The following is a 22,905-nucleotide window of genomic DNA, read 5'->3' on the forward strand; positions in this document are numbered from 1 at the left end:
GCTTTTCATAAGAACTGAGTTCTGCCAGATACAATTCTCAATAGGCTATTTCAATATCAGGGTGAATGTGAAAAGAATAAAAGCGATTAGCATAGTTAATGTTTGAAATTTAAGGATTCCCCATGTTAAATATCCCAAGTCAGAAGACTTTTGTGTTAACGCATTAAACTTCTTTTTAAAACCTTCATTTTCTTTTATTTCATTCTTTTTTATTTCGTACCTCTGATAATTGAAAAATACAACACTGAATAAAGCAGGTATTGGACTGCATAGTCTTTGTTTATGTTTTTTTTCCTTGATTATCACGTTTTTATCTAATGCTCTTTTTCTAGTTAAAACTATATGGGATGTTAAACGTAAATCGTAAAGTCTTGACAAAGACAGTGTGAAGCCTGCAAAAACAGATATTCCGGTGAATATAAGACCTAGTACAAAAAAGTGACTATCCAATCGATTTCATTGAAATCAATAACTAGCTTTGTGTATATGCTGCTTCTTTCTGACCAGAAATACCCTATTAATGCAATACCAAGAGTAAGAAGAAGATTGTTATGGAACGAAAGCTGAGAAATTCTTTTATCAGTCCAAAATCGATACCGCTCTTAATACTCTTGTCGCTTATCTTGTTGATTATCTGATGGTTTACACATTATTTTTGCCTTGAATAAATATGTAGAGTAAATTTAACCTACTTGCCCTTTTACGCCATTTGAACGTTATAAGGTGAAACTTGAAATGACGCTTTTTGTTGTCGTGTTTGCCAGAGATCATAGGCGTTTTGCATGCGTAGCCAATGATCGGCTGTTGGCTTACCAAAAGCCAGTTCTAGCCGAACAGCCATTTCCGGTGTAATAGAACCGTGTGCATTTAAAATCTTAGACAAGGTTTTACGACTCACACCCAAATGAGATGCAACATCGGTAATCGTTAAGCCTAAAGACTCGATAATTAGTTCTTTTAAGATTTCTCCAGGGTGCGCTGGATTAAACATTGCCATTAGTGATAATCCTCATAATTTACAATTTCGACATCCCGCCCATCAAAGCGATAAGTAATTCTCAAGTTTCCACTTACACACACAGACCATATTCCGCTGCGTCCACCTTTCAGCGGGTGCATAAAAAGCCCTGGCAAATCCATGTCATCTGGGCTTTCAGCTTGGTCCAAGTTGGTAAGGATAAGGCGTAGTTTTTTCTCATGCTTTTTCTGAATACCAGAAGTATTGCCTGAGGCGTAAAACTTTTGAAGTCCTTTATGGATAAAACTTTTAATCATGGGACAAGTGTAACTCAAAGGGTTACGAAATGCTATTTTACATTAATTAGATTAGTGTGGTCGGCTTTCAAATCTAGTCAAAACACGCCACCAGGCCTGGTACTATCACTTCACCACCAGGTCTGGTTATTCTTGGGCACTAATGTTTATTTCTTTTTATTGAAAATCACATCCGCTAAATCCATCGGCAGTGGAAAGACAATGGTATTGGAGCGGTCGTTGGCAATTTCGGTTAGGGTTTGCAGATAACGCAACTGTAAGGCTTGCGGTTGTTGCGATAGGATTTGCGCAGCTTCTAATAACTTTTGCGAAGCTTGCATTTCGCCTTCGGCATGAATCACTTTGGCGCGTCGGCTACGTTCGGCTTCGGCTTGTTTGGCGATAGCGCGAATCATACTTTCATCCAAATCCACATGCTTGATTTCGACATTGCTGACTTTGACACCCCAAGCATCGGTTTGTTCGTCGAGCGATTTTTGGATATCAATGTTCAAACGATCTCGTTCGGCGAGCATTTCATCCAGCTCATGCTGACCTAACACCGAACGCAAGGTGGTTTGCGAGAGCTGACTAATCGCTTCGTGAAAATCTTCGACTTGGATAATGGCTTTATCCGGTTCAATCACGCGGAAATACACCACCGCATTCACATGCACGGATACGTTATCGCGCGAAATCACATCTTGGCTGGGCACGTCCATCACAACAGTGCGTAAATCCACTCTTTCCATTTGCTGAATGAGCGGAATCACGATAATAATGCCCGGCCCTTTTACCTTGGTAAAACGCCCTAACATAAAAATAACGCCACGTTCGTATTCACGCAGAATTCGGATGGCGCTGACAAAAAATAATACGACCAGCCCGAACACGATATAAAGTGCAAACATACTCATGTTACATCCTCCTTTTGTGGATTTTCAGAATCCAGCGGCTCAACGCTAAGAATCAGGTTTTTAAGACCGGTGACTTTGACGGTTTGCGCTTTCTTTAGAGGCTTATGGGTGATAGCTTGCCAATGTTCTCCGTGCATAATGACTGAACCTTTTTCATCAAAATCTTCAATCACCACCGCTTCACTGCCAATCAAAGCCTCCAAACCGCTGACGATTTGACTACGAGTGGATTTCACCGCCAACCACAATATTGCGCCTAACACCAATACACTCAAAACCGTAAGACTAATAATCAAGGATAAATCGATGCCATAAGCCGGTTGATCGGTATCCATTAAAATGATGGAACCGATCACAAACGAGGCAATACCGCCCAGTCCCAATACACCAAAACTCGGATCAAACGCTTCAGCAATCATCAACGCGACCCCGAGAAAAATCAGCGCCAAACCAGCATAATTAACCGGCAATAATTGAAAGGCATACAAAGCCAGCAATAACGCAATCGCCCCCACAATGCCTGGAAAAAAACCACCTGGATTAAAAAACTCCAGAATCAGGCCATAAATGCCGACTAAAAGCAGAATATAGGCAATATTGGGATTGGTGATCACACTCAATAATTGACTGCGCCAATCGGGTAAAATTTCGACGACTTGGGCATTAGCGGTATTAAGTTGATGGGGTTGCTGATGAATAATGACCTTACGGCCATCAAGCTGATTTAATAAATCGGCTCGACTGTTGGCAATTAAATCAATCACATTTTGCTTTAACGCTCCATCTGCGGATAAACTCGCAGCTTGGCGCACGGCTTTTTCCGCCCATTCGGCATTGCGTCCACGCAGTTGCGCCAAACCTTGAATGTAAGCAACCGCATCATTGATGACTTTGCGTTTAGACGGGTCTTGCATGGCCTGCTCTAACCCAGCCTCGTTAGGTGCTTGGGTTTCGCTGGTATTATCTGACGCGGAACTGGGTTTGATGTCTGGCGGAGAAAACCCGCCGATTTGTACGGGCGTTGCCGCACCAAGATTCGTGCCGGGCGCCATTGCCGCAATATGACTGGCATACAGAATATAAGTACCCGCGCTGGCGGCTCGTGCGCCGCTGGGTGACACATAGGTTACGACCGGAATGTTGGCATTAGCGATGTTTTTGATAATCGCGCGCATAGCCGAATCTAGGCCACCCGGCGTATCCATTTTCAGAATAATAAGTTGGGCTTGCTGAGCTTCGGCTTTTTGAATACCGCGTTGAATATAATCCTGAGTGGCTGGGCCGACGCCGCCCCCAATGCTCAATTCAACCACCAGGCCTGGTGCTTTATTGGCTGAGACATTATTGAAACCCAATAAGGCCATTAAAATAAATGCCCAAAGCGTAAAACGGCTTGTAATTCGCTGCATAACTTAGCTCCTTACGGGATACATATCCTGCTTTCCACTTTACGCTTCTTAACTAAGATTTCAAGCCAAAATCAAATACTTAAACGGGCATTAGGATCTTGCCGATAAAACAAACATAATTGCTCATAAACTGCAGGAAAATGGTGATTCAGCAAATGAGGTGCGGTAAAAAAGTACTCCGTTGAGACAGCAAAAAATTCAGCTGGATCTGTCGCCGCATACGGATTAATAGCCGGATGATGGCCATGTTCGACTTGATGTTGTAGTTGCTCAAAAGCCTTACTAAAAGCTTGCGTCCAGTGTTCGCGATTCATGGTTTTATGCAATGACGGCATGCCATTAGCCGCGCCATTGAGCATATCTAACTTATGCGCAAACTCATGTAACACAAGATTACGCCCTGGTGTGAATTCGTCCGACTCAGCCTTAAAGCTCTGCCATTCCAACACCACCGGGCCAGTTAACCAAGCTTCACCCCCTAAAACTTGCGCTTGATGCACTACTACGCCCAATTCGTCCGTTTCATCGCGCTCAACCACAAACGCGGTTGGGTAAACGATGATATCGCGCCAGCCTTGGTAGTAATCCAAACCCAACTCTAAAATCAATAAACAAGCATGCGCCGAAATCGTCAGCGCCATCGATTGCGTTAAATTGAAGTCATCGCTTGCACGAAAGTTTTTTTGATACTTAAATAAGGTGGTCAGTTCGCGCAAATGGGCTTTTTGCACCGAACTTAGGTCTGCAAATAGCGGATCTTTTGCCATTAGGTTATGCCAAAACTCGTGCCCAATTGGCTCACGTTTTAAAACACGCCTTACTTGCCAGTGCTTAATCCAGCTCATCAATCAATCCATTCCACCATTTTTCGATATTAACGCGTCGATAAGCTTAGCTTGGTTTTCAATTCAATAGTAGTCAAAATTGCTCGAGTCTCGCTGGCCAGTTTCGCTTGCTCCAGAACCACGAGTCTTTATAATCAAACCCACAGTCTCATTTAAACAAAACAGGTCAAACCACATATGAATCACCCTACTAAAAACTCGACACCCGCTAAAAATAAAACGGTTTCATTGGTGTTAGGCAGCGGTGGCGCACGTGGTTTAGCGCACATTGGCGTGATTCGTTGTTTAGAAGAAAAAGGTTACCAAATTTGCTCGATCTCCGGTTGCTCGATGGGCGCGTTAATTGGCGGCCTCTACGCCACCGGCAAACTCGATGCTTATGAAGACTGGTTAAAACAGCTCAGCAAAACCGAGTTACTAGGATTAATAGATGTATCTTGGAACAGCAGTGGCCTGATTAAAGGCGAAAAACTCTTTAATAAACTGGCCGATTTTTTGGGTGATGTGCAAATCGAAGATTTGGATATCGCCTACACCGCTGTGGCGACCGACATTGATCACGAAAAAGAAGTTTGGCTGCAAACCGGTTTGTTGCATAAAGCGATCCGTGCCTCAATTTCATTACCCATGATTTTCACACCATATGAACATCATGGCATGACATTGATTGATGGCGGGGTGCTCAACCCAGTGCCGATCGCCCCCACTTTTAGCGACCACAATGATTTAATTATTGCGGTGAACTTGGGCGGTAAACCCCAAGACAAGGTGCAAGAGACGCCTGAAAACGACAAGCAAAACTCGTCTGAATCGTCTGATTGGTTAGGTCACCTAAACGGTATAACCGATACGATTAAAGATTTTTTTGTCGAGAAATTTGGTCAGCAAAAAGACAAGTCCATAGGACTGGATTGGGATGTGCTGGATATCAGTAATCGTGCCTTCGACAGCATGCAAAACACCATTGCCCGCCAAAAACTGGCGAGTTATCCGCCAGACTTTACAATTGATATTCCGCGTAATGCCTGCGGCATGTTGGAATTTAACCAAGTTGAGCGCATGGTGAAATTAGGTTATGAACAAGCTGAAAAAGCCTTAAGCACCAGGCCTGGTAATTAAGCTGGCAAGTGCTAATATTTATTTAGACTGTTTTAGGTGTGCGGTAGCCGGGCTTGACAAGAATTTCAATATAACAAGATGGCCAATTTTGCGCTTCAGCTTGATTTAACGAAGCATCTATTTCGGCGATATGAATCACCCTACTACTCGTCGCCTGCTCGCCAAAACGGCAATCAAAATCCCAAAAATCCGCCCCTGCCGGCAAAGTTTTAGCGCGTTCGCGCTTTAAATATTTACGAACATCGTGTTTAACCGCTTCAATTAATCGAGCTGGTTGGATTTTTTCGTGGGTTAAGCTAAAGGTTTTTTTCATGGCGATCTCGATAGAGCTGGAATAAGAAACTAAGGTATGGATTATAGAGACTTTTGTTAACTGGATTGATATTTAATGCGTGCAAAGCCGATTTATTAACCAATAAACTGCATAAGTTTTGTAAACTGTTGGCTTTAATTTAAACAGTGAATTTTAGAATGAGTCACGACGATAAGAAATCCCAGTATCATAAAATCCGTATGGCGCGTAAAAAGGCGCAAATTGATGCCGCGATTGCACGTGCCGACCAAAAAAAGGGCTTGTTAATTGTCATCACCGGTCATGGCAAAGGCAAATCCACCTCCGCCTTTGGCTCCATTGCTCGCGCACTAGGACATGGCTTGAAAGTGGGTGTCTGCCAGTTTATTAAAAGCCGCACCGATACCGGCGAAGAAGCCTTTTTTAACGCCCAACCCAATTGCGAATGGCATGTACTGGGCGATGGTTTTACCTGGGACACCCAAGACCGTCAACAAGACATCGCGACCTCACAGCGCGGTTGGCAAGTTGCCACCCAAATGCTGACTGACCCAAGTTATGACTTAGTGGTATTAGACGAATTAACCTATTTGCTCAGCTACGATTATTTGGATAAAGACACGGTACTTAATATCATTATGGAGCGACCTGAAGGCCAACACGTGATTGTCACTGGCCGCTCTGCGATTGCGGAATTACGTGAACTGGCGGATACCGTGTCGGAAATTCAAGACGAAAAACACGCTTACAAAAGTGGCATTCAAGCCCAACCAGGTATTGATTTTTAATGTCTCAACACGGTGGTCAATTTTTTGAGTTTGCTCAACGCCAAGGTTTAAGCCCGCAACAAGCTTTGGCGAGAGTATTGGATTTTTCCGCCAGCATTAACCCAAACCAACCGCGTTACGATTTAACCCTGCAACCGGCTTTATGGTCACATTATCCGCCACAACAAGCACACGATTTGCGGGTGGCGATCGCTGAAAAGTTTCAGTTAGCTACCGATCATATTCGTTTAACCAATGGCATTTCGAGCGCGATTTTGAGTTTGTTTGCGCACTTGCGCCCTCACACCACCCTGCTTTTCACGCCCTTGTACGGCGAATATCAGCGGGCAGCGGCGTTTTATAGCCAAACCACGATTGAGCTTAAACGCGATTTTAATCAGCCTGACCACCAGGCCTGGTGCTTGCCCGATCTGCCAGCCAATAGTCTGGTGGTATTTGTGAATCCCAGCACGCCGGATGGCCATTATTATGCGCCACATAAACTCGAAAAACTGATTGCCCATTGGCGTAAACAAGATTGTTGGGTGGTGATGGATGAATCCTTTTTGCCATTTTTGGGATTTGAGCATGATCTCAGTTTTCGCCGATACCTGAAAGACTGGCCAAAGCTCATTATTATGCAATCCTTAACCAAATATTACGCTTGTCCAGGTTTGCGTGTGGGTGCGGTGTTTGCGCAACCGGACTGGCTAAAAACTTGGCCACAAGCAGCTTGGCCGATTTCTTATCTGGATAGTCAATTATTGCAACAAGCGCTACAAGACCCAGACTTTGATAACCACAACCAGGCCTGGTTGTTGAGCGCCAAAGCCGATTTAATCCAACGCCTGCAAAGTTGTACGTTGCTCAAAAAAGTGATGCCGGGTTCAGCCAATTTTGTATTGGTGCAAACCCAACAGCCGGCTCAACAGATTGCCCAAGCCTTGGAGGATCAGCAGATTTTAGTCCGAGCTTGTGATAGTTTTGGGGTCGAATTAGGCCAAGATCACCTGCGCATTTCCGTGCAAACCCCGACTCACCACCAACGTTTAATACACGCTTTTAACCAACTTAACCAGGAAACACCCCATGCTATTATTTGATCCCAGCTGGATTTTAATCAGCGCCTTATTAGCGATCCTTTTCGACCGATTTTTTGGCGAATTTATGGGACGTGCGCATCCAGTAATTGGGCTGGGAAAACTGATTAGCTGGTTTGAAAAGCGATATTATGCCGATTCGATTTTACGCGGTGCCGGTTTAGTTTTTAGCTTGTTGATATTCAGTTTATTGGCCGCCACAATCGTCAGCTTGTTACTGTTTACCCTGCCTTTATGGCTGCACTTATTCATTAATGGTTTATTAGCTTCGACCTTGATTGCGCATCGTATGTTGCGTGACCAAGTGGCCGGTCTCATCACCCACCCGCAACCTCAACAAGCCGTGGCGATGTTAGTGAGCCGCGACACACAAGACCTGGATCAAAGTGATTGTTTTAAAGCGGGTGTCGAAACCTATGCGGAAAATTTAAGCGATGGCGTCATTGCACCGATGTTTTACTTTTTATTGTTTGGCCTACCAGGCCTGGTTGTTTACAAGGCGATCAACACCATGGATTCAATGGTCGGCTATCGCAACGCACGCTACGAGCGTTTTGGTAAGGTCGCGGCACGTTTGGATGACGTGGCAAACTGGTTACCGGCTCGCATCACGGCCTTATGGATGGCATTGCTGAGTTCCAAAGTTGGACTGTTTAGTTGGTGGCGTCAAGCAGGTGGGCATGCCAGCCCCAACGCGGGTTATCCAATTGCGGCGATGGCTTGGCGAATTGGTGCACAGTTGGGCGGCCCCACCCGCTACTTTGGTGAGCTGACGGATAAACCCTATTTTGGTGATCCACAGTCACCCAAACAACTGGAGGCCAGCCATTTAAAACGGGCGTTAAGTTTAAGCTTGCCGCTCGACTTAGGCATGATTTTATTGATCTTAATTGGGCTGCTTTATCATGTGGTTTAAATTGATGAACTTCAAAAAACTCAGTATTTACAGTTTTTTAATTAGCCTATTATTTACCAGCTGGGCGGCCCAAGCTGAACCAGCGGCCAAACGCATTATTTCACTTGCTCCCAGTTTAACCGAGTTGGTTTATTCAGCCGGTGCAGGCGATCAATTGGTAGGCGTGGTCAACTACTCCGATTACCCTGAAGCCGCCTTGTCGCTTCCGATTGTCGGTAGTTATAACGCACTTAATTTTGAAGTGATTATGCAACTCAAACCAGACTTAGTATTAGCCTGGCAATCTGGCAATCGTCCGCAAGATTTGGATCGTTTAGAACGCCTGGGGTTAAATCTATTGATTCGTGATACCCAAGGTTTAGATGCTATTCCGAATTTGATCGAAGAAATCGGTCGGGTGAGCCAACAAACGCAGACCGCCAGAACGGAGGCCAAACGACTGCGTGAGCAACTAAACCAATTACGAAAACATTATCAAGATGCGCCAAAAGTGCGGGTGTTTTATCAAGTTTGGCATCAACCCACCATCACCATTAATGGCGAACAGTTTATTAGCCAAGCGATTGAAGTGTGTGGTGGCACCAATGTATTTGCCGATTTAAGTGCGCTCGCACCGCATGTCAACCGCGAAGCCGTGATTCAGCAAAATCCAGACATGATTTTACTGGGTGGGTTGGATCATGTTCAACAACAATGGCTTGCCGAATGGCAGAAAATTGCACAACTCAAGGCGGTTAAAAACGGCCATATCTATCCTTTAAACGCCGATCATTTTCAACGCCCAACCGCACGTTTAATTGATGCACTTGATAACTTATGTCAGTTAATGGATAAAGCTCGCGCTCAAGATTAATAAAGCGCCGATTTCTAATACTTCAGTCATCAAACCCGCGCCATCGCCATTCATGCCGCCCAAATAGCGAATCAATAACCAACGTACCCAAAACCAAGCCAACACAATCAGCACCAGGCCTGGTGCTTTAACGATCATCAAACCAAGCGCGATCACCAACCACAACCAAACCATTTTGCGATTCAGATGACGAAACATGGTTTCAGCCATGCCATTTTGTGACGCATAAGGTGTCGTCATCATTAACATAAGCGAGCCAATGCGTGCCCAAAAAGGAATCAATACCAACAAAACCAACCAATCGGTTTGTAATAGTTGAGTTAACAAAACCCACTTGGTTAACAAAATCAACCCGATTGCCACCCCGCCACCTGTGCCGATTCGGCTGTCTTTCATTATTTCTAAAGCACGGGTTTTGTCACCACAGCTGCCCAACCAAGCATCGGCAAAATCCGCCGCGCCATCAATATGTAAGCCGCCCGTGCTCCACACCCAAGCCAGTAAGATAATTAAGGCGACAACTGACTCTGACCACCAGGCCTGCAAGCTTGTCAAAGCCCATAAACCCAAACCAATGAATAAGCCAACCAATGGCAACCAGGCCAAACTGCGCCCCATTTCTTCGGAGCTCACCGAGGCATATTGCGGGGTTGGCCAGCGCGTAAAAAACTGTACCGCTAACCAAAACGATTTAAAAAAGCGTTTAAAGGCATTCATTATAAATTTCCTGGTCGAATCTCAACCAACTGCACAAACGGTTGAGTTTGAGTAGGCGTGACTTCCAATAAAATTTGCACACCGTAATCGAGTTTAAGCTGGAATAAAGCCTGATCCGCTAAGCCTAATATTTGCTGCATCAATAATCGTAAAACACCACCATGCGTAATACATAAAATGTCTTGTGCTGGATGATTTAATAGCGCCCACCAGGCCTGGTTTAAACGTGCGCGCATTTGATCCCAGCTTTCGGCTTGCGGCATCACATAATTAAATGGATCATCGTAATAAGCCTGTAAATCAGACGGCTTGATATCGGCGCTATGCAAGCCATCCCAACTTCCCCAGTCACGCTCTTGCAAGCCATCCAGATAGTCAACTTGAAGCTTGTTTGATTTTGCCACCTGCTCGGCTAAAGTTCGGCAGCGTTGCAAAGGGGAACTGACTACCGCATCAAAAGGTTTTTTTTGCAACCTCTCCACTAGTTGCTGGCTAGATGACGCACACGCCTGAAGGTCGGTGCGACCGATAAACAAACCCGTGGTGTCCGACACCAATTTCGCGTGACGAACCAGTTGTATGCGTTTCGGTTGCAACGAACTCATGCGCCGCTACTTACCGAGGCTTCGGCAAAGGTTGCCATTTGGTTGTGCAAAACACAGGCTTGTTGCAATAACGGCCAAGCAATCGCCGCCCCCGAGCCTTCACCTAAACGTAAATCCAATTGCAACAAAGGCTTCACACCTAAAAAATCCAATGCGATTTTATGAGCCGGTTCGACCGATAAATGACTAAAAACCCACCAGTCTTTCGCTTGCGGTGCAATCGCATTCGCCACTAATGCCGCCGAAGTGGTAATCACACCATCCACTAAAACCGGTAAACCCAATTGCGCACAACGCAAATAAGCCCCCGTTAAAGCCGCTATCTCAAAACCGCCCACACACGCCAAAATATCTAAGGGTTGGGCTGGCTTTAAACTTGAGGCATGGCGATCCAAAACCTGTTTTAAAATCTCAACTTTGTGCGCAACACCCGCTGAATCTAATCCCGTACCGGCCCCCACTAGAGGCGCAATTTCGGTTTGCATCAGACAGGCGAGCAGTAAACTAGACGAAGCGGTATTGGCAATCCCCATTTCACCGGCAATAAAACAAGATGCACCAGCCTGATACGCCCTTTCAGCCGCACGCTTTCCAACCTCTAAAGCCTGCTGACATTCAGCTTGAGTCATAGCTGGCTGATTTAAGGCATTAGCCGTACCGTAGCCCACTTTATCGACCACCAGGCCTGGTTGTTTGGCAAAATCCGCTTTGACACCGACATCCACCACTTCAAAAGGCACTTGGTGTTGACGTGCCAATACCGTGATTGCCGCCCCACCTGATATAAAGTTTTGCACCATTTGAGCGGTCACCTGCTGCGGAAACGCCGACACACCCGCTTCAGCCAAGCCATGATCAGCGGCAAAAACGCTAATCCAGGCCTGGTGCATAGTTGGTTTATCGGTGCCCTGCATCGCCGCTAATCGAACCGCTAATCGCTCTAACTCACCCAACGAACCAGCCGGTTTGGTGAGTTGTGTTTGACGAGCTTCGGCCTGAGCTTGAGCTTGGACATCTAAAACTTTTACTGGCTCGTTTAGCCACATACTGCTTGTCCTTTATAAATGCGGCTTACTTAACCGTCATAGGTAGCCCAGCCACCATTAAAGTTACTTGATCGGCGCGTGCGGCCACCTGTTGATGCAAACGCCCTAGGCTATCGACATAATCTCGAGATAAAGCGCCCATCGGCACGACACCCATCGAGATTTCATTTGACACCAGTAATAAATCGCCTTTGAACTGCACTAACGATTCGACAAAGTGGTCAATCGCCTGCTGATTCACTTGCGGATGCTCTGCAAAACACGTCATCATCCACAGGGTTAAACAGTCAATAATGACACAATGCTCAGCATCAATTGAATTTAATGCCCCGCCCAAATCATCAGCCACCTCAAGTGTGCGCCACTCTTGTGGGCGCTGAGTTTGGTGATGTGCAATCCGGTTTTGCATTTCGGCATCGTCGGCCTGGGCTGTAGCAATATATACCACCGGCTTGGCTTGTGTTTTGGCCATCTGTTCAGCATAAGCGCTTTTGCCGGAACGTGCGCCGCCTAAAATAAAGTGAATCGACAAAAAACCAACCTCAAATTAAGTGAAGGCATAATCATACCATCGGCCTCTAGGTTTTACAGACCCAGCCTTATCAAAGCGGGCATATTGCATACCTAATTCGTGAACAAATGTGAATTAACAATGTTCCGTTACTTTTATCTAAGCGTTATTGCTAAAATCAAATGCATTGATTATTAACAATGAGGATAGATCATGATTAACAAAGCCACCCTCGCATTTGCATTTATTTCGAGCCTTGCATTACACACGACGGCCATGGCGAGCGATGACATGCCACGGCATTTCAAAGGCGAAGCATCACATACACTAGAAGCAGCGGTTAAAAACTTTTCTGAGTACAACAAGGAATTGGCTGCTATTTTGCAAAAAGATGAACTTAAGCCTGTAGATATGGCAGAAATTCATAAAATCACCTATACGCTGGAAAACGCGCTAGATGTGATTGAAGATGCGATAGACAATATTGAAGACAACTTGGAAGACCTGCACAAAGCGAGTGAAAAAGCCCAGTATGATAAAGCGCTTAAAAAGGGTCGTGAATATTTAGATGAGTCTCAAAAAATCATTCCTTAAAGCTTAATTGCCGCCATAAAAAAAGCGCCGTCCATAAAATGGAGGCGCTTTTTTTGTTTGTACCTTAGATTAAAAATTAACTTGTTGATTTAACTTTAAATACGAGGTCATCGGCTTTTAAATCAATCGTCACTTGGCCGCCATTTTGCAGCTCACCGAACAATAGTTTTTCCGCCAACGGCTGCTTAATCTTATCTTGAATTAATCGGTTCATTGGTCGCGCGCCCATTTGTGGGTCGTAACCTTTTTTCGCCAACCAAGCTCGTGCCTTGGTGGTTAAAACCAAGGTTACTTTTTTATCCGCCAAGCTTTGTTCCAGCGCATAAATAAACTTGTTAACTACCGATTCCATCGACTTTTCAGATAACTTATTAAACTGAATCACGGCATCGAGACGGTTGCGGAATTCGGGTTTAAATACCTTTTTCAGCTCTGCTTCAAAATCTAGGGTGTGATCTTGTTCGGTAAAGCCAATGCTGGCGCGACTCATATTTTCGGCACCAACATTAGACGTCATAATCAATACCACATTGCGAAAATCGACTTTACGGCCGTTGTTGTCGGTTAAGGTGCCGTGATCCATCACTTGTAATAATAGGTTATAAACATCGGGATGGGCTTTTTCAATTTCATCCAACAAGACCACCGAATGAGGCTGACGGTTGACGGCTTCAGTCAACAAACCACCCTGATCATAACCCACATATCCAGGCGGCGCACCAATTAAACGCGATACGGTATGGCGTTCCATATATTCCGACATGTCAAATCGAATCAACTCCACGCCTAGATGTTTTGCCATCTGCTGGGTTAATTCGGTTTTACCTACCCCAGTTGGGCCGGAAAACAAAAAACTGCCGGTTGGTTTGTCTGGGCTAGCTAAACCGGAACGTGCCAATTTAATCGCCGAGACCAACTGTTTAATGGCATGATCTTGGCCAAAAACCACTCGCTTCAAACTGTCCTCTAGATCAAACAATTTGTCTTTTTCTTTCTGGGTAATGTTGGCGATTGGAATACGCGCAATATTCGCCACCACTTGCTGGATTTCTGGCACCCCAATCTGTTTACGGCGTTTACTTGCCACCATCAAACGTTGTTTAGCACCCGCTTCATCAATCACATCAATCGCTTTGTCAGGTAAATGGCGATCGGTAATATAACGCTCCGCCAATTCAGCTGCGGCTTTTAACGCCGGTTGGGTATATTTAACATCGTGATGCGATTCAAACTGCTCTTTTAAGCCTTTTAAAATTTGTATGGTTTCAACCACTGAAGGTTCACGTACTTCGACTTTCTGAAAACGTCGCGCTAACGCACGGTCTTTTTCAAAGATACCGCGATACTCTTCATAAGTGGTCGCGCCAATGCAACGTAACTTTCCATTGGCCAGTGCGGGCTTCATTAGGTTAGACGCATCCATTGCACCACCTTGCACCGCACCAGCCCCAATAATAGTATGTATTTCATCAATAAACAGAATCGCATGCGGTTGTTTCTCAAGGCTATTAAGTAGAGATTTAAAACGTTTTTCAAAATCACCACGGTAACGTGTACCGGCTAATAACGCACCCATATCCAGGCTGTAAACCACCGCATCACCTAAGCTCTCCGGTACTTCGCCATGCACAATTTTATGAGCTAAACCTTCTGCAATGGAGGTTTTACCCACACCGGGTTCCCCAACTAATAATGGGTTGTTTTTACGGCGGCGACTTAATATTTCTAAGGTGCGATTCAACTCCCAACCCCGCCCAATCATCGGGTCAATTCGACCTTCGAGCGCTTGTTGATTTAGATTAAGCGTAAAGTTTTTTAAGGCATCATCGTTGGAGGATTCACTTGCTTGTTCCGAAGATTCATCCTCTTCTGCACGATAATATTCATGCTCATCAGATGAAACAATGCCATGGGATAAGTAACTAAGCACATCAACACGCTGAATGCCGTTCAACTCTAAAAGATAAGCTGCATGCGAGTCGGGTTCAGCATACATTGCCGCTAACAAATGCACCCCCATGACTTCGTTATAGCCGTTAGATTGGACCATATAAATCGCACGCTCAATCACACGCTGAAACCCCATTGAAGGATGGATTTCTTGACGATCCGGGTTGGCCACAACCGGTTCAGATTCTAGATACTCTTCGAGAGCAGCTTCAATTTGTTCTAATTGGCCGCCACAGGCCACTACCACTTCTTGCACATCCGGCAAGCTGAGTAGCTCTAATAGCAAATGCTCCAAGGTAACGAACTCATGTTCGTATTCATGTGCCATACCAAAGGCATTGCTGAGTGACATTTGCACGGGTTTACTTAACATATTCTGGTTCTCAATCGCTTTATTCGGCTTCGATTTGGCACAGTAATGGGTGCTGGTTCTGACGTGAAAATTGATTCACTTGATAGGCCTTGGTCTCCGCCACATCGCGGCTATACACGCCACAAATCCCTTTACCTTGGTGGTGGACTGCGAGCATAACTTGCATGGCTTTGGCCTCATCCATCGCAAAAAATCGCATTAAGACATCCACCACAAAATCCATCGGCGTAAAGTCATCATTTAATAATACAACTTTATAACGTTTAGGCGGCTTGGCTTTTTGTGTTGCCTTATCTAACAACAGATTATCACTGGTTTCATCGAAATGAGACATAAAGTTTTAGCTTTCAAATTATTTGACAAATTAAGCGGCAATTAAACGCGCATAGAGATGGCCGGCTAGACCACGTTCATCGGAGGGTAAGCCTTTGTTATGAACTTTAATAAAATCATTCTGACTATAATTAATGGGAACAACCACGGTTAGCGCGCCCACCGGTGACTCAAATTGTACCTTAGAACCAGGCACTAGCAAACTTTTCGGCACTTTTACTTCGCCATATAAATCGGCACCTTTTAATTTCCAGCTTAAGCTGTCCTGGCTAATTTTAAAGCTGACTAGATAATCACCCGGACGACCCCCAAATAAACCCTGGTAACCTTTGCCTTTTAAGCGGAAGGTTTTGCCTTCAAACGCTTGCCGAGTAAACTTCATTTTTACCTTTAGACCTGGAATATAAAAGAAGCCTTGGTGAAGTAATCGAATGGCATAACGCAGGGTTAACGGATAAGCAATCACGCGATCCTTACCATTTACGGGGGCACGCTGCCATTGACGGTGGTTTTGATAATGTGGGTTGGATTGCTGAGACTGCCAAGATGATTGCTGCTGGTTAAAACCCGAATGGTTCGAACGGTTATGACGACGTTTGTGTTCTCGGCAATAAGCGTCCCGATACTTACTTAAAACCTCGTAAGCCTCTGAAATTTCTTGGAATTTCGTGGTCGCATCCGGCATTTTGGAGACATCGGGATGATAACGTCTTGCCATACGCCGATAGGCTAGCTTAACGGTCTTTTCGCAGGCCTGGTCATGTAATCCCAGTACAGCAAAATAATCTTTAGTGACATCAAAGTGTTGCGATAACATGCTTTGAGAAAGCCCCAATTGATAACCAAAATTTGAACCCCAACCAAGTTGAGTATTCCCCTAAATGCGGCTTTTAGCCCAAAAACAGCTAGCAAAGTTAATGCCACTTTTTCGCCTTCCAGGCCGTTTTGACTTTTAATTTAAAGCACTCAGTCTTTAAGCAGCTTGAGTTTCAAACTATTAAATAGCGGTTCGCGTTAAAATAGTCTAAATTTTAGCATTTCGAATCAAGTCAAAATATGTCTAGCGTACTTTTATTTAATAAACCCTATAACGTTTTATGCCAATTCACCGATGATCTGGGACGTGAAACCCTTGCCGATTATATTCAACAACCTGGATTTTATGCTGCAGGTCGGTTGGATCGTGACAGTGAGGGCTTATTGGTTTTGACCAACGATGGGCCATTACAGCACCAAATAAGTGATCCTAAACATAAATTAGCTAAAACCTATTGGGCACAAGTGGAAGGTCTGATTGATTCAGCCGCTATCAAACAATTATGCAAAGGTGTGATGTTAAAAGATGGTCCAACCAAGCCCGCACAGGCTCAAATGGTAAATGAGCCAGACTGGTTATGGCCGCGTAACCCACCAATACGAGAACGACAATCCATTCCGACCAGCTGGCTAAAACTTACTATCACTGAAGGTAGAAACCGGCAGGTCAGGCGTATGACTGCGGCGGTGGGTTTTCCAACTTTACGTTTAATTCGAAGCCAAGTTGGGCCTTTCAACTTAGATGGACTCACACTCGGCCAAAGCCGATTAATTCACCAGGTCAATCTGTTAAAATAACCACTTATTTATTGAATAGAATTAACTATGAACTCAAACACCAAAGTCATTGTCGGTTTATCCGGTGGCGTAGATTCTTCGGTTACCGCCCTACTGCTCAAACAGCAGGGATATCAGGTCGAAGGTTTGTTTATGAAAAACTGGGAAGGCGATGATACCGAAGACTACTGCCCCGCCGCAGAAGATTTACAAGATGTCTTTAGTATTTGCGAACAGCTTGATATTCCTTTGCATGTGGAAAATTTTTCGAATGAATATTGGGATCGCGTTTTTGAACACTTTTTAGCCGAATATAAAGCCGGTCGTACGCCAAATCCTGATATTTTGTGTAATAAAGAAATCAAGTTTAAAGCTTTTCTAGACCATGCATTAGCCTTGGGTGCCGATAAAATCGCAACCGGTCACTATGCACGCGTTGCTCAGACTGAGAATGGTGACTTCCAGCTATTAAAAGGGCTAGATAACAATAAAGATCAAAGTTATTTCTTATATACCTTGCAACAAAATGCCCTAAGTAAAACCCTATTTCCAGTTGGGGAGTTACAAAAACCTGAAGTTAGGAAACTGGCTGAAGAGGCCGAATTGATTGTGCACAATAAAAAAGACAGCACCGGCATTTGTTTTATTGGTGAGCGTAAATTCAAAGACTTTCTGCAACGCTACCTGCCTGCTCAACCCGGTGACATTATTAATGAACATGGCGACATAATTGGACGCCATGAAGGATTGATGTATTACACGTTAGGTCAGCGTAAAGGTTTAGGAATCGGTGGCGGTCACGGAGAACTCGACAGCCCTTGGTTCGTTGCGGATAAAAACCTACAAACCAATCAGTTAATTGCCGTACAAGGTGAAACGCATCCTTTACTACACCACAAGGCTTTAAGAGCAAGCCAACTGGATTGGGTCAAGGGCGAATGTCCAGCGATTAATAAGCCACTAAAAGCCAAAATTCGTTATCGTCAAACGGAGCAGCCATGTCAAATCAAACAGTCTCATAATGGCCAAATTTTAGTCGAGTTCGACTTAGCCCAAAAAGCCATTACACCTGGTCAATCAATCGTATTTTATGATGAACAAGTTTGCCTTGGAGGCGGAGTCATTGAAGAGCGTGCTAATTCAGTGAATGCCCTAGAGATCAACCCAGTTAACTAAAGGAATCCTATGTCGAACTACACAGATCAAGATCGTAGCCTCGCGCTCACTGGTATTTACCAAACGGCCAAGTTGGTTTTTGATTTGGCCACCACAGGCAAGCTTGATGAACAAGCCTACCAGACCTCGATCAACTCTTTGTTTGTCGACAACCCCAGCTCAACCTTAGATGTTTATGGCAACGATGCTAAAAATATACAAGTTGGGGTAAAGACCTTGTTATCACAAATGGGCGCAACTGATGCCGAGGAAATACGCAATTTAGAGGTCACTCGTTATGCGCTCAACTTGATCTTGTTAGAACGCAGTTTAGCCAAGGACAATAGTGCACTGGATAAGGTGGCAAACACATTGGATACCGCCAGAAACCAACGTGCTCATTTTGATGACTGGCACGAAAATGTGATTGCCTCGATTGCACGAGCTTATACAGAAAACGTTAGTCAGCTCAGCCCGCGCATTATGGTAAAAGGTCAACATGGTCACTTACAAAAACCACAAAATGCCAATAAAATACGCGCCCTGTTACTTGCTGGCATTCGCTCCGCCATGCTTTGGCGTCAAGTCGGTGGGACTCGTTGGGGATTGCTTTGGAATCGCAAAAAATATTTACAAAACGCGCAAGCTTTATACCGTTCCAATCACAGCTCAGATCAGAATCGTTTTAAACCGAATTAATTTAAACTTTATGTAAGCCAATAAAAAAGCGCCTTAAGGCGCTTTTTTATTGGCTTTTGATATGTTTCTATTTTATTGTTTTATAAAGCTCGGGCTTCTTAATCTTAGCAGCGGCTTTAATCGAATCAATACGCGCCTCAACTTCAGAAGCACCATAGATTGAAACTAACGCCTGCTCTATCTGACCCATTTGTGAGCGAGTCTCTTCATTTTCAAGCACATCTACCTGGTTAATACGAACCAACACGGTATCCCCCGTCGTTAGCTGAGTACGCGTCCAGCTCGGTTGATCATCCTGAGGTTTTTTCGCCTTAAAAGCAGCTTGAGAAATTTGGGGTAAAACTTGCTGGTTTTGACGTTCAATAAAACCGACCACATGCCACTCTACACCTGAGCGCACCAAGGATTTTGGATCTTTGCCTTCTTCAATCTGAGCCATCACTTCGTCAGCTAACTTAGCGGCTTTTTCTATGGAAGCTTGGCGAACTAAACGCGCGTTAATCTGATCTTTTACTTCCGCAAAAGTTTGCTGATACTCAGGCGTGTAATCTTTGATACGCAATACAATCGAAGTATTGGGTTCCACTTCAATCGCGGCTGAGTTTAGACGTGATTTAAATACGTCTTCTGAAAAGGTGGCTTCCAATACTTTGGGCAACGCCATCCAACCTTCAGTCGCGCCTTCACGTGGAAAAGCTTCAGAAGTTTGAATATCACCATCTACAATTGACAGCAAAGGCTCAAGGCTATCTGGTTGCTCATAAGCCACTGTATTCAAGGTTTCAAGCTGCTCAAAATAGAGGCGTTCCGCCATTTCAAGCTTTAGCTGTTCTTCTACATCTTGTTTGACGTCTTTAAAATCCAATGCACGCTGTTCGTTAATATCAGTTAATTGGATTAAGTGCCAACCAAAATCGGTTTTAACAACATCACTAACCTCATTCACTTGCATGTTAAATACCACTTCATCAAACTCGGGCACCATCATACCGGCTTCGAAAAAATCAAGGTCTCCACCGTTCATTGCAGAACCTGGATCTTGCGAATGCACTTTTGCAAGTTCGGCAAAATCTTCTCCGGCGGCTAATTTAGCTTGAATATCCTTAATCTCAGCCAACGCAGCTTCTTCATCTTCACCACGAATCAAGATATGGCGCGCACGGCGCATTTCCGGCTGAGTAAACATTGCAATATTGGTTTCGTAATACTCACGTACGTCTTGATCACTGATCTGTAAGCTTTCAGCAATCTTATCCATGGATAACGTGACATATTCAACGACCACTTGTTCAGGTGTAATAAAACCATCTTTATTGGCTTCGTAATAAGATTGCATATCCTCTTCGCTGACTTCAATTTGATCACGATATACACGCTGATCTAAACGAATGTAGTCAATATCACGACGCTGATTTTGTAATTGGAAAAGTGTTTCTAGTTCAGAGGGTGTGGTAAAAACCGAACTTTCTGTTAAACCTCTAAACTGGGATTCAATTAGAAACTGGCGTTGCTCAAATTCAAAACTTGACACGGTTAGACCATTTCTCATCAGTAGGTCTTGATATACCTGTTCAGAAAACTGACCGTTTTCTTGAAACACTTCAGCCGCTTGAATCACCGATGCCAATTGCTGATCGCTGATTAGTAACCCCTGTTTTTCAGCCCATTGTTTAATTAATCGGCTTTCAATCAATGAATCTAATACCTGCTCGCGTAGCTGCGCATCCTCAACCACTTGATCATACATATCGCCAAACTGTTCCTGCAAACGCATGCGCTGGCGATTATAAAAACGTAAAAAGTCAGTGCCACTAATCGATTCGCCATTAACCTCTGCTACTACTTGCTGACGTTCACCAGTTGAGTATTGATCAATGCCCCACAAGGCAAAAGGAACAATCAATACCAACACAATGGCCCAAGCTATCCAGCCCTGAACTTTTTCACGAATCGCTAATAACATCCAAATTCCTTTAATCAGCTAAATTTTTTAATCGCCATATCATACCAAGCTAGATTGTGACTTTGCATAAAAAATTGAATTAGTTGCGGGCTTTTGTCGATTTCACATAGAATGGCCTCACCGTTTATTACAAGATGACTAATATGAAGAAAATACTTTACGTTGACGATGCTCATTCATTACGGCAACTCATGGATATGGTGTTATCTAAACACTACCAAATAAGTTTGGCAGAAAATGGCGCAGAGGGACTGCAACTGGCTCAAGAGTCGGACTTTGATCTCGTGATATCGGATATTAACATGCCGGTTATGAATGGTTTTGAGTTGTTAGAAAATCTTCGTAAGCTAGACAAGTATAAGTTCACACCTATTCTGATGCTAACCACCGAGGCCAGCGCCGAAATGAAAGAGCAAGGCAAACAATCTGGTGCAACTGGCTGGATCATTAAACCTTTCGACCCAGATAAAATACTCAAAGTGATTGAACGCGTGCTTGGTTAAGATGTGCGTTTTTAATGTATAAAAAAAGGCTCAATATGAGCCTTTTTTTATACATAGTAGGTATCTAAATTTCAAGCAAATACGTCTTGTAAAATAAGCGTTTCTGCACGATCAGGGCCAGTTGACAAAATCGAGACTGGCACACCTACCTGTTTTTCTAAATAACGAATATAAGATTTGGCCTGCTCTGGCAAGTCATCCCAACATTCAATTCCTACCGTAGAGGACTGCCAACCTGGTAAGGTTTCATAAACTGGCTGACATAAATCATACTCATCTGCACTGGCTGGAGGTAAGTCAATAACTCGGCCCTGATATTCATAAGCCGTACAAACTTTGATTTCCGCTAACTGGTCCATGACATCAAGCTTAGTTAAACACATGCCGCTTAGTCCATTCACTTGCGCCGAACGTCTTAAAGCCACGGCATCAAACCAACCACAACGACGCTGACGTCCAGTTGTCGCACCGAACTCGCGTCCGCGTTCACCTAACTCTTTACCAATTGCATCGCCACTATCTTCAGCGACGCTGTAGACTAACTCAGTAGGAAAAGGCCCGCCACCTACACGAGTCGCATAAGCTTTAGTAATGCCTAGCACATAGTCTAACTGACAAGGACCAATACCAGCACCCGACGTAGCGCCGCCGGCCGTTGTATTAGACGAGGTAACATAAGGATAAGTACCATGATCAATATCAAGCAACGTACCTTGAGCGCCCTCAAATAATAAGCTTTTACCTTCTCGGTTATAACCATCGATTAAGGCTGGCACATCGGCTAACATCGGCACAATTAAATCGGCATAAGCTTGGCATTTTTGCCAAACTGTTTCAAAGCTAATTGGCTCAACTTTGTAGTAATTTTGCAGCATAAAATTATGGTAATTGACGGTTTCAGCCAAGATGGTTTTCATTTTTGGAAGATTTTTTAAATCACCTGCACGTAAACCTCGACGAGCGACCTTATCTTCATAAGCCGGTCCAATACCACGGCCTGTCGTGCCGATGGCTTGATTGCCACGCGCACGTTCACGCGCTTGATCAAGCGCAACATGGTAATCAAGTATCAAAGGGCAAGCTTCACTGATTTTCAAACGAGGCTTCACACTTAAGCCTGTCATTTCAAGTTGTTCGACTTCTTTTTTGAGCGCATCCGGTGCTAGCACTACACCATTGCCGATAAAACACTCTACGTGCTCACGCAAAATACCAGAAGGAATTAAATGCAACACGGTTTTTTTGCCGTCAATTACTAAGGTGTGACCTGCGTTATGGCCGCCCTGAAAGCGAACCACGGCCGCGACTCGATCAGTTAATAGGTCAACGATTTTGCCTTTACCTTCATCACCCCATTGGGTACCAACAACCACTAAATTACGTTTTGACAT

The 22,905-nt window shown here is 44.3% G+C and carries 25 protein-coding genes; 10 read left to right on the forward strand and 15 right to left on the reverse strand.

Going from position 1 to position 22,905, the window contains the following annotated elements; genetic code table 11:
• Window positions 1–700: 700 nt before the first annotated feature.
• From VIM91_RS08865 to VIM91_RS08885, 5 genes are all read right to left on the reverse strand, one after another.
• Window positions 701–997: a HigA family addiction module antitoxin gene (locus VIM91_RS08865; protein ID WP_331864461.1), complete on the reverse strand. Its 297-nt coding sequence runs from the start codon at window positions 995–997 to the stop codon at window positions 701–703.
• Window positions 997–1,275, reverse strand: coding sequence for a type II toxin-antitoxin system RelE/ParE family toxin (locus VIM91_RS08870; protein WP_331864462.1), 279 nt, complete (start codon window positions 1,273–1,275; stop codon window positions 997–999). Before VIM91_RS08870 ends, VIM91_RS08865 begins: the two co-directional genes overlap by 1 nt.
• A 146-nt stretch (window positions 1,276–1,421) precedes the next feature.
• Window positions 1,422–2,171, reverse strand: coding sequence for a slipin family protein (locus tag VIM91_RS08875; RefSeq protein ID WP_331864463.1), 750 nt, complete (start codon window positions 2,169–2,171; stop codon window positions 1,422–1,424).
• A complete protein-coding gene (locus tag VIM91_RS08880) occupies window positions 2,168–3,580 on the reverse strand; it encodes a nodulation protein NfeD (RefSeq protein ID WP_331864464.1) in 1,413 nt (470 codons plus the stop codon). Before VIM91_RS08880 ends, VIM91_RS08875 begins: the two co-directional genes overlap by 4 nt.
• 71 nt (window positions 3,581–3,651) lie before the next feature.
• Window positions 3,652–4,425 carry a M90 family metallopeptidase gene (locus tag VIM91_RS08885; protein WP_331864465.1) on the reverse strand — a complete coding sequence of 258 codons (774 nt, stop codon included), beginning with the start codon at window positions 4,423–4,425 and terminating at the stop codon, window positions 3,652–3,654.
• 177 nt (window positions 4,426–4,602) lie between these two features.
• On the opposite strand from VIM91_RS08885, the gene VIM91_RS08890 reads away from it, so the two are divergent.
• A complete protein-coding gene (locus VIM91_RS08890; RefSeq protein WP_331864466.1) occupies window positions 4,603–5,544 on the forward strand; it encodes a patatin-like phospholipase family protein in 942 nt (313 codons plus the stop codon).
• A gap of 22 nt (window positions 5,545–5,566) precedes the next feature.
• On the opposite strand, the gene VIM91_RS08895 is transcribed toward VIM91_RS08890, so the two are convergent.
• Window positions 5,567–5,857: a DUF6172 family protein gene (locus VIM91_RS08895; RefSeq protein ID WP_331864467.1), complete on the reverse strand. Its 291-nt coding sequence runs from the start codon at window positions 5,855–5,857 to the stop codon at window positions 5,567–5,569.
• A gap of 158 nt (window positions 5,858–6,015) precedes the next feature.
• Here VIM91_RS08895 and cobO point away from each other — a divergent pair, with 158 nt between their 5' ends.
• The 4 genes from cobO to VIM91_RS08915 are packed head-to-tail and all read left to right on the forward strand — an operon-like array spanning window position 6,016 to window position 9,472.
• The gene (cobO, locus tag VIM91_RS08900; protein ID WP_331864468.1) at window positions 6,016–6,624 is read left to right on the forward strand and encodes a cob(I)yrinic acid a,c-diamide adenosyltransferase; all 609 of its coding nucleotides are present in this window, start codon (window positions 6,016–6,018) and stop codon (window positions 6,622–6,624) included.
• Complete coding sequence (locus tag VIM91_RS08905) at window positions 6,624–7,706, forward strand: pyridoxal phosphate-dependent aminotransferase (RefSeq protein ID WP_331864469.1); 1,083 nt, start codon at window positions 6,624–6,626, stop codon at window positions 7,704–7,706. The genes cobO and VIM91_RS08905 overlap by 1 nt, the downstream gene beginning before the upstream one ends.
• On the forward strand, window positions 7,693–8,619 hold the full coding sequence (gene cbiB, locus VIM91_RS08910; protein WP_331864470.1) for an adenosylcobinamide-phosphate synthase CbiB: 927 nt from the start codon (window positions 7,693–7,695) through the stop codon (window positions 8,617–8,619). Before VIM91_RS08905 ends, cbiB begins: the two co-directional genes overlap by 14 nt.
• Window positions 8,609–9,472 (forward strand): cobalamin-binding protein, encoded by an 864-nt coding sequence (locus tag VIM91_RS08915; RefSeq protein WP_331864471.1) that lies wholly within the window; start codon window positions 8,609–8,611, stop codon window positions 9,470–9,472. Before cbiB ends, VIM91_RS08915 begins: the two co-directional genes overlap by 11 nt.
• Here VIM91_RS08915 and cobS read toward each other — a convergent pair.
• Genes cobS through cobU form a run of 4 tightly spaced genes read right to left on the reverse strand, consistent with a single transcriptional unit; the run spans window position 9,443 to window position 12,372 of the window.
• Window positions 9,443–10,189, reverse strand: coding sequence for an adenosylcobinamide-GDP ribazoletransferase (gene cobS / locus VIM91_RS08920; RefSeq protein WP_331864472.1), 747 nt, complete (start codon window positions 10,187–10,189; stop codon window positions 9,443–9,445). The two genes, VIM91_RS08915 and cobS, sit on opposite strands and share 30 nt — an antisense overlap.
• On the reverse strand, window positions 10,189–10,794 hold the full coding sequence (locus VIM91_RS08925; protein ID WP_331864473.1) for a histidine phosphatase family protein: 606 nt from the start codon (window positions 10,792–10,794) through the stop codon (window positions 10,189–10,191). The genes cobS and VIM91_RS08925 overlap by 1 nt, the downstream gene beginning before the upstream one ends.
• Window positions 10,791–11,840 carry a nicotinate-nucleotide--dimethylbenzimidazole phosphoribosyltransferase gene (gene cobT, locus VIM91_RS08930; RefSeq protein ID WP_331864474.1) on the reverse strand — a complete coding sequence of 350 codons (1,050 nt, stop codon included), beginning with the start codon at window positions 11,838–11,840 and terminating at the stop codon, window positions 10,791–10,793. The genes VIM91_RS08925 and cobT overlap by 4 nt, the downstream gene beginning before the upstream one ends.
• Before the next feature lie 25 nt (window positions 11,841–11,865).
• Window positions 11,866–12,372: a bifunctional adenosylcobinamide kinase/adenosylcobinamide-phosphate guanylyltransferase gene (gene cobU / locus VIM91_RS08935; protein WP_331864475.1), complete on the reverse strand. Its 507-nt coding sequence runs from the start codon at window positions 12,370–12,372 to the stop codon at window positions 11,866–11,868.
• A gap of 192 nt (window positions 12,373–12,564) precedes the next feature.
• Here cobU and VIM91_RS08940 point away from each other — a divergent pair, with 192 nt between their 5' ends.
• The gene (locus tag VIM91_RS08940) at window positions 12,565–12,945 is read left to right on the forward strand and encodes a DUF6746 family protein (protein WP_331864476.1); all 381 of its coding nucleotides are present in this window, start codon (window positions 12,565–12,567) and stop codon (window positions 12,943–12,945) included.
• Window positions 12,946–13,021: 76 nt separating this feature from the next.
• Here the strand turns inward: VIM91_RS08940 and clpA are convergent, their stop codons facing one another.
• The 3 genes from clpA to VIM91_RS08955 are packed head-to-tail and all read right to left on the reverse strand — an operon-like array spanning window position 13,022 to window position 16,418.
• Window positions 13,022–15,268: an ATP-dependent Clp protease ATP-binding subunit ClpA gene (gene clpA / locus VIM91_RS08945; RefSeq protein WP_331864477.1), complete on the reverse strand. Its 2,247-nt coding sequence runs from the start codon at window positions 15,266–15,268 to the stop codon at window positions 13,022–13,024.
• A 19-nt stretch (window positions 15,269–15,287) separates the two neighbouring features.
• Window positions 15,288–15,602, reverse strand: coding sequence for an ATP-dependent Clp protease adapter ClpS (gene clpS / locus VIM91_RS08950; RefSeq protein WP_331864478.1), 315 nt, complete (start codon window positions 15,600–15,602; stop codon window positions 15,288–15,290).
• Window positions 15,603–15,632: 30 nt separating this feature from the next.
• Window positions 15,633–16,418, reverse strand: coding sequence for a DnaJ domain-containing protein (locus VIM91_RS08955; RefSeq protein ID WP_331864479.1), 786 nt, complete (start codon window positions 16,416–16,418; stop codon window positions 15,633–15,635).
• Between the two features lie 239 nt (window positions 16,419–16,657).
• Here VIM91_RS08955 and VIM91_RS08960 point away from each other — a divergent pair, with 239 nt between their 5' ends.
• Genes VIM91_RS08960 through hflD form a run of 3 tightly spaced genes read left to right on the forward strand, consistent with a single transcriptional unit; the run spans window position 16,658 to window position 19,048 of the window.
• On the forward strand, window positions 16,658–17,215 hold the full coding sequence (locus VIM91_RS08960) for an rRNA large subunit pseudouridine synthase E (protein ID WP_331864480.1): 558 nt from the start codon (window positions 16,658–16,660) through the stop codon (window positions 17,213–17,215).
• Window positions 17,216–17,242: 27 nt separating this feature from the next.
• Entirely contained in the window at window positions 17,243–18,370 is a 1,128-nt protein-coding gene (gene mnmA / locus VIM91_RS08965; RefSeq protein WP_331864481.1) for a tRNA 2-thiouridine(34) synthase MnmA, read from the forward strand.
• Window positions 18,371–18,379: 9 nt separating this feature from the next.
• Complete coding sequence (gene hflD / locus VIM91_RS08970; protein ID WP_331864482.1) at window positions 18,380–19,048, forward strand: high frequency lysogenization protein HflD; 669 nt, start codon at window positions 18,380–18,382, stop codon at window positions 19,046–19,048.
• Between the two features lie 67 nt (window positions 19,049–19,115).
• Here the strand turns inward: hflD and VIM91_RS08975 are convergent, their stop codons facing one another.
• Window positions 19,116–21,011: a SurA N-terminal domain-containing protein gene (locus VIM91_RS08975; protein ID WP_331864483.1), complete on the reverse strand. Its 1,896-nt coding sequence runs from the start codon at window positions 21,009–21,011 to the stop codon at window positions 19,116–19,118.
• Window positions 21,012–21,154: 143 nt separating this feature from the next.
• Here VIM91_RS08975 and VIM91_RS08980 point away from each other — a divergent pair, with 143 nt between their 5' ends.
• Entirely contained in the window at window positions 21,155–21,514 is a 360-nt protein-coding gene (locus tag VIM91_RS08980) for a response regulator (protein WP_331864484.1), read from the forward strand.
• Window positions 21,515–21,585: 71 nt separating this feature from the next.
• On the opposite strand, the gene VIM91_RS08985 is transcribed toward VIM91_RS08980, so the two are convergent.
• Complete coding sequence (locus VIM91_RS08985) at window positions 21,586–22,905, reverse strand: adenylosuccinate synthase (protein ID WP_331864485.1); 1,320 nt, start codon at window positions 22,903–22,905, stop codon at window positions 21,586–21,588.

The organism is Thiomicrospira sp. (assembly GCF_036568485.1).
GTDB lineage: Bacteria > Pseudomonadota > Gammaproteobacteria > Thiomicrospirales > Thiomicrospiraceae > Thiomicrospira.

Coding starts and splice junctions, on each gene's coding strand:
- VIM91_RS08865 (WP_331864461.1), bottom strand. CDS start 997: ATGGCAATGTTTAATCCAGCGCACCCTGGAGAAATCTTAAAAGAACTA.
- VIM91_RS08870 (WP_331864462.1), bottom strand. CDS start 1,275: ATGATTAAAAGTTTTATCCATAAAGGACTTCAAAAGTTTTACGCCTCA.
- VIM91_RS08875 (WP_331864463.1), bottom strand. CDS start 2,171: ATGAGTATGTTTGCACTTTATATCGTGTTCGGGCTGGTCGTATTATTT.
- VIM91_RS08880 (WP_331864464.1), bottom strand. CDS start 3,580: ATGCAGCGAATTACAAGCCGTTTTACGCTTTGGGCATTTATTTTAATG.
- VIM91_RS08885 (WP_331864465.1), bottom strand. CDS start 4,425: ATGAGCTGGATTAAGCACTGGCAAGTAAGGCGTGTTTTAAAACGTGAG.
- VIM91_RS08890 (WP_331864466.1), top strand. CDS start 4,603: ATGAATCACCCTACTAAAAACTCGACACCCGCTAAAAATAAAACGGTT.
- VIM91_RS08895 (WP_331864467.1), bottom strand. CDS start 5,857: ATGAAAAAAACCTTTAGCTTAACCCACGAAAAAATCCAACCAGCTCGA.
- cobO (WP_331864468.1), top strand. CDS start 6,016: ATGAGTCACGACGATAAGAAATCCCAGTATCATAAAATCCGTATGGCG.
- VIM91_RS08905 (WP_331864469.1), top strand. CDS start 6,624: ATGTCTCAACACGGTGGTCAATTTTTTGAGTTTGCTCAACGCCAAGGT.
- cbiB (WP_331864470.1), top strand. CDS start 7,693: ATGCTATTATTTGATCCCAGCTGGATTTTAATCAGCGCCTTATTAGCG.
- VIM91_RS08915 (WP_331864471.1), top strand. CDS start 8,609: ATGTGGTTTAAATTGATGAACTTCAAAAAACTCAGTATTTACAGTTTT.
- cobS (WP_331864472.1), bottom strand. CDS start 10,189: ATGAATGCCTTTAAACGCTTTTTTAAATCGTTTTGGTTAGCGGTACAG.
- VIM91_RS08925 (WP_331864473.1), bottom strand. CDS start 10,794: ATGAGTTCGTTGCAACCGAAACGCATACAACTGGTTCGTCACGCGAAA.
- cobT (WP_331864474.1), bottom strand. CDS start 11,840: ATGTGGCTAAACGAGCCAGTAAAAGTTTTAGATGTCCAAGCTCAAGCT.
- VIM91_RS08940 (WP_331864476.1), top strand. CDS start 12,565: ATGATTAACAAAGCCACCCTCGCATTTGCATTTATTTCGAGCCTTGCA.
- clpA (WP_331864477.1), bottom strand. CDS start 15,268: ATGTTAAGTAAACCCGTGCAAATGTCACTCAGCAATGCCTTTGGTATG.
- clpS (WP_331864478.1), bottom strand. CDS start 15,602: ATGTCTCATTTCGATGAAACCAGTGATAATCTGTTGTTAGATAAGGCA.
- VIM91_RS08955 (WP_331864479.1), bottom strand. CDS start 16,418: ATGTTATCGCAACACTTTGATGTCACTAAAGATTATTTTGCTGTACTG.
- VIM91_RS08960 (WP_331864480.1), top strand. CDS start 16,658: ATGTCTAGCGTACTTTTATTTAATAAACCCTATAACGTTTTATGCCAA.
- mnmA (WP_331864481.1), top strand. CDS start 17,243: ATGAACTCAAACACCAAAGTCATTGTCGGTTTATCCGGTGGCGTAGAT.
- hflD (WP_331864482.1), top strand. CDS start 18,380: ATGTCGAACTACACAGATCAAGATCGTAGCCTCGCGCTCACTGGTATT.
- VIM91_RS08975 (WP_331864483.1), bottom strand. CDS start 21,011: ATGTTATTAGCGATTCGTGAAAAAGTTCAGGGCTGGATAGCTTGGGCC.
- VIM91_RS08980 (WP_331864484.1), top strand. CDS start 21,155: ATGAAGAAAATACTTTACGTTGACGATGCTCATTCATTACGGCAACTC.
- VIM91_RS08985 (WP_331864485.1), bottom strand. CDS start 22,905: ATGTCAAAACGTAATTTAGTGGTTGTTGGTACCCAATGGGGTGATGAA.